Source organism: Desulfurobacterium indicum (assembly GCF_001968985.1).
In the GTDB taxonomy this organism is placed as follows: Bacteria; Aquificota; Aquificia; order Desulfurobacteriales; family Desulfurobacteriaceae; genus Desulfurobacterium_A; species Desulfurobacterium_A indicum.
This window is the reverse complement of the sequence record NZ_MOEN01000042.1, coordinates 1-9,484: the sequence shown is the minus strand read 5'-3', so window position 1 is coordinate 9,484 and position 9,484 is coordinate 1. Positions and strand designations below refer to the sequence as shown.

Annotated in this window: 10 protein-coding genes and 1 tRNA gene; 6 read left to right on the top strand and 5 right to left on the bottom strand. The window is 40.0% G+C overall.

The window, feature by feature from the left end; translation table 11 throughout:
• On the bottom strand, positions 1-438 hold a 438-nt coding region (locus BLW93_RS08315; RefSeq protein WP_245791970.1), incomplete at its 3' end, for a transposase.
• Between the two features lie 418 nt (positions 439-856).
• Positions 857-932, bottom strand: a tRNA-Asn gene (locus BLW93_RS08305).
• Between the two features lie 159 nt (positions 933-1,091).
• Between BLW93_RS08305 and rpe the strand changes: the two genes are divergently transcribed.
• Both rpe and BLW93_RS08295 read left to right on the top strand, forming a co-directional pair.
• Entirely contained in the window at positions 1,092-1,742 is a 651-nt protein-coding gene (gene rpe, locus BLW93_RS08300) for a ribulose-phosphate 3-epimerase (RefSeq protein WP_076713614.1), read from the top strand.
• Positions 1,743-1,754: 12 nt separating this feature from the next.
• Complete coding sequence (locus BLW93_RS08295) at positions 1,755-2,708, top strand: ribose-phosphate diphosphokinase (protein WP_078058264.1); 954 nt, start codon at positions 1,755-1,757, stop codon at positions 2,706-2,708.
• A 50-nt stretch (positions 2,709-2,758) separates the two neighbouring features.
• Here BLW93_RS08295 and BLW93_RS08290 read toward each other — a convergent pair whose 3' ends face one another.
• Both BLW93_RS08290 and rpiB read right to left on the bottom strand, forming a co-directional pair.
• Positions 2,759-4,018 carry a serine hydroxymethyltransferase gene (locus tag BLW93_RS08290; protein WP_076713612.1) on the bottom strand — a complete coding sequence of 420 codons (1,260 nt, stop codon included), beginning with the start codon at positions 4,016-4,018 and terminating at the stop codon, positions 2,759-2,761.
• Positions 4,019-4,035: 17 nt separating this feature from the next.
• Positions 4,036-4,497, bottom strand: a complete 462-nt coding sequence (gene rpiB / locus BLW93_RS08285; protein ID WP_076713611.1) for a ribose 5-phosphate isomerase B — start codon at positions 4,495-4,497, stop codon at positions 4,036-4,038.
• 82 nt (positions 4,498-4,579) lie between these two features.
• Here rpiB and BLW93_RS08280 point away from each other — a divergent pair, with 82 nt between their 5' ends.
• The 4 genes from BLW93_RS08280 to BLW93_RS08265 are packed head-to-tail and all read left to right on the top strand — an operon-like array spanning position 4,580 to position 8,950.
• Positions 4,580-5,338, top strand: a complete 759-nt coding sequence (locus BLW93_RS08280; RefSeq protein WP_076713610.1) for a septal ring lytic transglycosylase RlpA family protein — start codon at positions 4,580-4,582, stop codon at positions 5,336-5,338.
• A gap of 9 nt (positions 5,339-5,347) precedes the next feature.
• Positions 5,348-6,907, top strand: a complete 1,560-nt coding sequence (gene nadB, locus BLW93_RS08275; RefSeq protein WP_076713609.1) for an L-aspartate oxidase — start codon at positions 5,348-5,350, stop codon at positions 6,905-6,907.
• Between the two features lie 11 nt (positions 6,908-6,918).
• Positions 6,919-7,899, top strand: a complete 981-nt coding sequence (locus BLW93_RS08270) for an ADP-ribosylglycohydrolase family protein (protein WP_245792020.1) — start codon at positions 6,919-6,921, stop codon at positions 7,897-7,899.
• Entirely contained in the window at positions 7,883-8,950 is a 1,068-nt protein-coding gene (locus BLW93_RS08265) for an SLC13 family permease (RefSeq protein WP_076713607.1), read from the top strand. The genes BLW93_RS08270 and BLW93_RS08265 overlap by 17 nt, the downstream gene beginning before the upstream one ends.
• 27 nt (positions 8,951-8,977) lie before the next feature.
• Here BLW93_RS08265 and BLW93_RS08260 read toward each other — a convergent pair whose 3' ends face one another.
• Positions 8,978-9,403 (bottom strand): TsoY family (seleno)protein, encoded by a 426-nt coding sequence (locus tag BLW93_RS08260; RefSeq protein ID WP_425429714.1) that lies wholly within the window; start codon positions 9,401-9,403, stop codon positions 8,978-8,980.
• Positions 9,404-9,484: the final 81 nt, after the last annotated feature.

Here is a 9,484-nt window from a genome sequence, read left to right as displayed (position 1 = left end):
TATTTCCTCTAAGGTTACCTGCGATATTTTGCTTATGGTTGAGGGTGAGTATTTAAGTTCAAACACGCTTTCAAGAGCCTGGGCTACTGCTCTTGCACTCATACCAGAGGCAAACATCCCAAGTATTAAGTCTTCAAGATTGATATCTCTTCTTCTATAAGGTTCTATCAACTTTGTTCTGAATTTTCCCTCTCTATCTCTTGGAATTCTCAGATTTTCAAGCTTACCGATAACAGTATCTAAGTTTCTAACGTAAAAGCCGTTCTTTGTTCCTCCATGTTCTTTAAGAAACACTTCTCTTTCAGCCGTCATGATTGACTCTAAGGTTTGCTTTACCACTTCCTTAACTAGGTCTGGTAAAATCTTCTGTAGTTCCATTTTTGCCTCCTGGGGTTGGTATTTGTGGGGTGTTCCCCAGGAGGTTATCCCATTTCTCAAGCTTACACAAAATATCGTACACTACCCGCTCATCATAAAATAAAAGACATCTGCGATAAATATGCTAACATTGACTTTGGACTTGGAAAAGGAATTTTTCCAAAAGGAAAAGAACCCGCCTGCCCTGCTCATCCAAACTGCATGTGCAAACTAAATCCTGTATTCAGATAATTAACCATAAAATCAGTTTCGTTGAATTTTTGTGAAACACCGTTCCACTTTTTTTCAACGAGCTTTGAAAATGTTGACACACAAGAACTTAAAGACATGAAATTTTATAGGGTGTTCCACTTTTTTTTCAAAATTATTACTCTAATATTTATTGAAGGACTTGAGATTTTGAAAGAGTGATATGTAATTACATGTGATGATATGTTACTCTACTTCCTTATTGTTCTTCATTTATATATTATAAAAATGGCTCCCCGGGCCGGCCTCGAACCAGCGACCTGGTGGTTAACAGCCACCCGCTCTACCCGCTGAGCTACCGGGGAACCTTGACGGTGAATAATATAGGCATTTTCCTCTCTGGTGTCAATAATCAACACCAACATTTCTACAAATTTTTAGACGAAGACTGTCATACTACTGAAACATTATCTATAATTCAGGTATCTGGCTATCTAATATAGAATAGTTATTGGAGGTTTCAAATGGCTCTACTTGCTCCTTCCATACTCTCGGCAGATTTTGCAAATCTTGAAAGAGACATTAAAAAGGCTGTGCACGCAGGAGCAGACGCCATTCATGTTGATGTGATGGACGGCCGTTTCGTTCCAAACATTACTATAGGCCCTTGTGTTGTAGAATCCATAAGAAAAGTCACCGATAAGCCTCTTGACGTTCATCTTATGATAGTAGAGCCCGAAAAATACGTGAAAGCTTTTGCCGATGCAGGAGCTGACTGGATATCTGTTCACTTTGAAGCTTCAATTCATCTTCACAGAACTGTATCAATGATAAAAGAGTTAGAAAATAAAGCAGGCGTTGTAATAAACCCAGCGACACCGGTAGAATTTTTAATAGACATCCTTCCTTTTGTTGATTTTGTTCTAATAATGTCCGTCAATCCTGGTTTTGGAGGTCAAAAGTTTATTCCCGAAACACTTGAAAAGGTCAAAAAACTCAAAAGGTGGAGAGAGGAAAAAGAATTAAACTTCCTAATAGAGATGGACGGCGGTGTGAAGCTTGACAACATTTCTGAGATAATTAATGCCGGAGTTGACATTGCAGTTGCAGGTTCAGCTGTGTTTAAAGGAAAGATAGAAGAAAATGTAAAGAAATTTAAACAATTAATCGGATAGATGGAGGTATCAATGAATCAGGTAAAACTGATTACGGGAAACGCAAACCCAGAACTTGCAAAAGCTGTTGCAGGGCACCTTGGAATTCCCCTTGCCAATGTTACGGTAGGAAGGTTCAGCGACGGCGAAATTCAGGTTGTACTTAACGAAAGCGTTAGAGACGACGATGTCTTTATAATTCAGCCTTTGTGCAGTCCTTCCAACGACTACATAATGGAACTACTTTTGCTTGCAGACGCACTCAAGAGAGCCTCTGCAGGAAGAATAACGGCTGTAATTCCTTATTTTGCTTACGGAAGGCAAGACAGAAAGGTCAATCCAAGAGATCCCATCTCTGCACGTTTACTTGCAGACATTATTACTGTTGCCGGTGTTAACCACATAGTTGTTGTTGATCTTCACGCAAAACAGGTAGAAGGCTTTTTTGACCTGCCTGTTGATCACCTTGAAGCAAGACCTGTCCTCGCAGACTACTTCTTAAGACGCGGATTTAGTGAAGAGGATACAGTTATCGTGTCACCTGACATTGGTGGCGTTGCCAGGGCAAGAAACTTTGCAAAGGTATTTAACGCACCAATTGCAATAATAGACAAAAGAAGACCTAAACCAAACGTTGCAGAGGTTATGAACATCATAGGTGAAGTTAAGGGAAAGAAAGCAATCATCATTGATGACATCATAGATACTGCCGGAACAATCGTCAACGCTGCAAAGGCAATAAAAGAAAGAGGCGCTACTGAAGTTTACGCAACATGTACACATCCCGTATTTTCAGGACCTGCCGTTGAAAGGCTGTCAAAAGCTGTTAAAGAAGGTGTCCTGAAAGAGGTTGTTGTTACAGACACAATTCCTCTTGGCAATAAATCATTTGAAGGCGCAAAAATCCTCTCTATATCAGGTATGCTTGCAGAAGCAATAAGAAGAATTCACTTTGGTGAATCAGTCAGCAAAATGTTCAACTTTTAAATAAAAAGGCGGGCTTTAAAGCCCGCCTTTCACAAATAAAAATCAGATTCTTACTGATAGAGTGATGCCATTTCAGGGTAGAGTGGGTGTTTCCCGCAAATTTCAATAACTTCTTCTTTAACCTTTGCTATTACAGCATCATCGTCAATGTTTTTAAGAACAGTTGCAATTAGCTGAGCAATTCTCCTTGCTTCCTGTTCTTTAATACCCCTTGTCGTTATGGCAGGAGTACCTATCCTTATACCACTTGTAACAAAGGGACTTCTTGTATCAAAAGGAATTGTATTTTTGTTAACCGTAATGTTAGCCTTTCCAAGAGCAGCTTCTGCCTCTTTTCCTGTAATACCTTTATCTGTAAGGTCAACAAGCATAAGATGGTTGTCTGTTCCGCCAGATACAATTCTGAATCCTTCCTTCTGAAGTTCCTCAGCCATAGCTTTTGCGTTAAGAACAACCTGCTCCTGATAAGTTTTAAATTCTGGTGTCATCGCTTCCTTAAAAGCAACGGCCTTAGCAGCTATGACGTGCATGAGAGGACCACCCTGAAGTCCCGGGAACACAGCCTTGTCTATTTCTTTACCAAACTCTGCCTTACACATTGTAACACCGCCACGAGGTCCTCTAAGTGTCTTGTGAGTTGTTGTTGTAACGAAGTGGCAAGCTTCCATCGGTGAAGGATGAAGTCCGGTAACAACAAGACCTGCTATGTGAGCTATGTCAGCCATGAGATAAGCACCAACCTCGTCAGCGATTTCTCTAAATTTATCAAAGTCTATAATTCTCGGATACGCAGAAGCACCGCAGATTATAAGCTTTGGCTTATGTTCTCTTGCAAGCTGGGCAACCTGGTCAAAGTCTATCGTTTCAGTGTCTTTCCTAACACCGTACTGAACAACCTTAAAGTACTTACCTGTCATGTTTACAGGTGAACCGTGGGAAAGGTGTCCACCGTGAGAAAGGTTCATTGAGAGAATCGTATCACCTGGCTTTAAAACGGCAAGGTAAACAGCTTGATTCGCCTGAGAACCGGAATGGGGCTGAACGTTTACATGCTCGGCATCGAAAAGTTTCTTACATCTTTCAATTGCAAGCTTCTCAACGATATCTACACATTCACATCCACCATAGTACCTTTTCCCTGGAAGTCCTTCAGCATACTTATTGGTAAGAACGGAACCTTGAGCCTCCATAACAGCTTCACTTGTAAAGTTTTCAGAAGCAATAAGCTCAAGGTGCTCATTCTGACGCTTGTACTCACATTTAAGCGCCTCAAAAACTTCCGGGTCAAACTCTCTAACTTTTCCTCTCATCTATCTCCTCCTGAAAATTATTTTTCCTGCTCAGAGATGAATGTTTTCTCTATCTCTGCTATCTTTCTTATTCGCCTTTCGTGTCTTCCACCGTCAAACGGTGTTTCAAGCCACGTCTTAACTATTGATTTCGCAAGTTCATCACCTATAACTCTTCCTCCAAGGGCAAGAACATTTGCATTGTTATGCCTTCTTGACATTTCAGCAGCATATATGTTGTAGCAGAGAGCCGCTCTGATCCCGGGAACTTTATTGGCAGCAATAGAAATACCTATTCCCGTTCCACAGATAAAAATTCCCCTGTCAGTTTCACCTTTCATTATACTTTCTGCAGCTTTTAAAGCATAATCCGGATAATCAACAGACTCTTCAGAGTAGGTTCCAAAATCAACATACTCGATACCAAGCTCATCAAGGTAGTTTTTAATAATATTCTTTAATCTGAATCCGCCATGGTCACTTGCAAGGGCTATCTTCATAACGCCTCCGGTAGTAATTTTAAGAGAGGATAAAATTATATAAAATCACGACTGTTATAAAGAGAAAACTTTTGAGGTGATTATGAAGAAAAAAGCGACAGTAATATTAATACTGCCGTTTATATCTGGTTGCATTTCACTTATAGGACCGGAATCTGAAATGAAAATTTCACCGGAAATTAAAGCTCCAGCAACCAATAAAACTAAACAAAACTCTATCCCTGCTAAAGGATGCCAGTCCATTTACAGTGTAAACGGAAAAAGCTACTGTGTACTTAAACATAGTAAAGGATTTGAACAGATAGGTATAGCCTCGTGGTATGGACCAAACTTTCACGGCAGGAAAACCGCAAGCGGAGAAATCTACAATATGTATAAAATGACAGCTGCTCACAAAACACTACCGCTGGGCACTTACGTTAAGGTAATAAACCTTGAAAACGGAAAAAGTGCCGTAGTAAAGATAAACGACAGAGGACCGTTTGTTCCTGGACGAATAATAGATTTATCTTTCGCAGCCGCTAAAAAATTAGGCATTTTAGGTAAAGGCACGGCAAAGGTGAAAATAATTGCCCTTGGAAGAAAAGAAGACCACCACTTTGTAACGGAAAACTATCAAAAAGGCAATTTCTTTGTTCAGCTTGCCGCATTTAAAGAATACCCAAACGCTAAAGCTTTCAGAGACAGAGTAAGAAAGGTAGGCATTAAAGCCGATATCGTCATGGCTTACGGACTATATAGGGTTGTTGTTGGCCCAGAACTTACATATGTTAAAGCACAAGAGAAAAAAGAAGAAATCAAAAAACTATTCCCGGACGCTTTTATCCTTACAATAGATTAGGAGTAAAAGATGAAATTACTTAAAGACGTTGAGATAAAAGAGTTTCCAAAAAGGTATGATGCAGTGGTAATAGGAAGTGGAGCAGCAGGGCTTTTCTGTGCTTCAAAACTGTCTCAGGTAGGTTTAAATGTCTGCATACTTACAAAAGAGGCAGCAGACACATGTTCAACAAAATTAGCCCAAGGCGGCATAGCTGTGGCACTGCCGCCGGACGACTCCCCTCTTCTCCACTACGAAGATACGTTAAAAGCCGGAGCAGGTCTTGTCGATAGACGAACTGCCCTTATTCTTGTAGAAGAAGGCGTAAAACGGGTAATAGACCTAATAAGAATGGGAGCCACCTTTGAAACAGACGAAAGGGGACTTTTAAAGTTCACAAAAGAAGCAGCCCACTCCGTTTCAAGAATTGTCTATTACAAGGATAAAACCGGCGAAGAAGTTGAAAGAGCACTACTTGACAGCTATAGAGGAGATATTATTGAACATGCAAACGTAAAAGAACTCATAGTAAAGGACAACAGATGTTACGGCGTTATATTTGAAAAAAACGGTAAATACTACGCCATACATGCACCTGTAACCGCCATAGCAACAGGGGGAGCGGCCGGACTTTATGAAAAAAACACAAATCCCGCAACATCAACAGGTGACGGAATAGCAATGGCTCTCCGCTACGGTGCCGTCCTGAGAGACCTTGAGTTTGTTCAGTTTCATCCAACAGCATTCTGTGAAGATGACACATGCTTCCTTATATCGGAATCGGTAAGGGGTGAAGGAGCAATAATAGTTGACTCTTACGGCAGAAGATTTATGGGAGATTACCATCCGCTCTGGGAATTGGCTCCAAGAGATGTTGTAACAAGAGCTATTGAAAACCAAAAGAAGATAACAGGCGGAAAGGTTTTCCTCGACTTCAGGCCTATAAAGGAAAAGGGCATAAACATCAAGGAACGTTTTCCAACTATAACTGAAAAATTGAAAGAAGTCGGATACGATCCCGAAAAGGATCTTATTCCTATAACACCTGTTGCCCACTATTATATAGGCGGCATCAACGTTGACACCTTTGGCAGAACAAACATTACAGGACTATTTGCCATAGGAGAAGCTTCCTGCACAGGGGTTCACGGTGCAAACAGACTTGCCAGCAATTCTCTTCTTGAGTGTATTGTATTTGGCGAAAGAACGGCCTACGGAATGTACAGAGATTTAAGATTCCTGTCCCTTGACTTTGAAAAAATACCCTTTAATGTTTCACCTCTTGTAAGGAAAACTACAGATGAAAACTTTACAATGAAAGACCTTAAACGGGTATTGTGGAAGTATGCTGGCATTATAAGAGATGGAGGTGGACTGACAAAAGCAATAGAACTGTTTAGAAGAATGATACGTTCAAATTCATCTTACGAGGTTAAAAACGGAGCTGTACTGGCACTTGGCATAGCTATAAGCGCCATGAGAAGAGAAGAAAGCAGAGGCGGTCACTACAGAAGTGACTTTCCTTACGAAAGAGAAGAGATGCGATTCCACAGCACGTTCACATTTCAGGATTTAATCAACTCTATTTGATGGAGGAACAAATGCTTCTTAAAAAAATAAAAGGGACAGTTTTCGGAGGGGCAATAGGTGACGCTCTTGGAACGCTCACAGAAGAGATGGACAGAGGAATGGTGAAAAAAAGCTACGGCGGAGCAATCACAGATTTTGTAGAACCTTCTCCATTATCTGTCTGTCCGTTCCTCAAAAAAGGGCAGTATTCCCATGAAACTCAAATGTTCCTCATAGCGCTTGAGATGTATGCAGAAAAGGGAAAGTTAGATGAAGAGTTTTATATTGAAAAACTGATAGATTGGGCAAAGAATGAAAAGGATCACAGATACCCTGCCGGAGGACACATAAATGCCGCCCTCGCCTACAAAAGCGGCGCTCTGCCAGACGAAGCAAGAGTAAAAGGAACGGAAATTGATGGAGCTCTTCCCGCAGTTGCAGCAGGACTTTTTAGATGGGACAACAGCGAAGATGCCTATCAAGAAGGAAGCCACATTGCTTCCATTATCTATAAAGATGAGATACTTATAGACACGGCAGGATTAATAGCAGTTACCATATCTACAATCGCTGGCGAGAGAATATTTCTTGAAATTGAAGATGGGAAACTGCACCTGTTAGAACTATTGCATTCTTTCTCTCAGGTTGAAATCGTAAAATCTTACATAGACATGGTGATAACAACGGTAAGAGAAAATATTGACGAATTGGACGAACTTATCTTGAGATTCGGAAACGGCAATTTTGTCCTTGAACCTTTTGCTCTTTCTCTATACATATTCCTGAAGTGGGGAAAAGATTTCAGAAAAAGCATTTTAAGGGCCGTCAACGCCTACGGAGAATTTGGAGGCGACACCGACGCAATAGGATTTCTCACCGGGGCTCTTTCAGGATGTTACAATGGTGTAGATGCAATACCAAAAGAATGGATTAACGGTATAGAAAACGCCAAATATCTTGACCTGATATCTGAAAAACTATTTGAGAAGATACAAAATGGACAAAATATCTAAGATCGTAAAAGAGGAGTGGTTATTCTTTATAGCCCTAATGGCCACTCTTATTTCTTCTCTTTTCCTTAAAAGAATGCCCGAAATCACAAGAGGTGATTTAAAAATATTGATTGTACTTTTTAATTTTCTCGTAATAACAAAAGGACTTGAAAAAAGCGGTCTTTTCGCAAAGATAGCATCCCGTTTTGAAAAGGGAAATCCATTCTTAAAACTTACTCTGTTATCTGGAATACTCTCAATGTTTGTAACAAACGATGTGGCGCTCTTCACCGTTGTTCCACTAACCCTTTCTCTTTCTATCTCTCCAGAAAAGATAATGCTCCTTGTTATCCTTGAGGCTCTATCTGTAAACGGTGCTTCCGCTTTAACACCATTTGGAAACCCTCAAAACATATTCATCTATTATTACTATCACCTCCACCCTGCAACTTTCATGAAAGCAATCTTCCCGTTTTTCATTTTCTCCTTTATTCTAATACTTGGACTTGCCCTATTCTGTGGAAGGAAAAAAATAGAGATCACGAAAAAAGAGTGTGAAAAAAAGCTAAACAAAAGAGAGGCTGTAACCTACTGTGGTTTTTTCATAATGTTCATAGGAGTGATATTCCACATTCTTCCGATAGAGGCAAGTATCGTTCCACCGCTCTTTGCGTTTTTAAAGGATAGAAACATTTTGAAAGAAGTAGATTATTTCCTTATATTTACATTTCTGGCATTTTTTGGATTTACTTCAAACATCAGCTCGGTTCTTAAATTTTCTCTGGCAAATCCGCACAAAACACTGATTTACAGTGCTTTCTTAAGTCAGATAATAAGCAACGTACCAGCAGCATTGCTTCTTGGAAAATTTACAAATCTCTGGAAAAGTCTCCTGATAGGCGTCAACGTAGGTGGATTTGGAACACTTGTAGGTTCCCTTGCGAACCTGATAGCCTTTAAACTTTTTAAAAATAAATTCAACAATCTGACGAGAAAGTATCTCTTAACCTTCCATCTTGTGAGCTTCTTACTGTTTTTCGCTTCTTTAATGTTCTCATTGTTGATAATTTGAAAACGGGAGCAAAAAGCCCCCGTCCTTTTAAATCTTTATAAGCTTTCTATTTAACCTGAAAAGGACAACTATCGTTTTAATCTGAAGGTATATAAGAGGAATATAAAGGAAAAGATAAACCGCAGAGAGCTTATAAATAAGCCCCGTTCCAACGAAACCCTTGTTTAACAGAAAATTGAGCATAACAAACAGCGCAACACCAGGACATATTGCAGCATAGGCGGTAACGCTCTCAATCTTACCGTCAATAAACTTCTTAAAGTAATTTATATGTCTCATAACCATGTAACCCAGAAGACCGAAAAAGAGCTGAAGTGAAACAATAACCGTAAAAAGTACAAGGTGCTGGGTTGGATGAATGTGAACATTAAAATTGTGATGCAATCCCATGGAGTTTCTGAAAAGGGCAATACCTGCAACCGTCAAAATAGGAATAATTATCCAGAGAGAAATGGCAGGGTTGTGTCAATAATTTTGTGTAAACCATTAGGAGTACCTCCTGGAGAACATATCCTGAAGTTCTTCCTTAGCCTC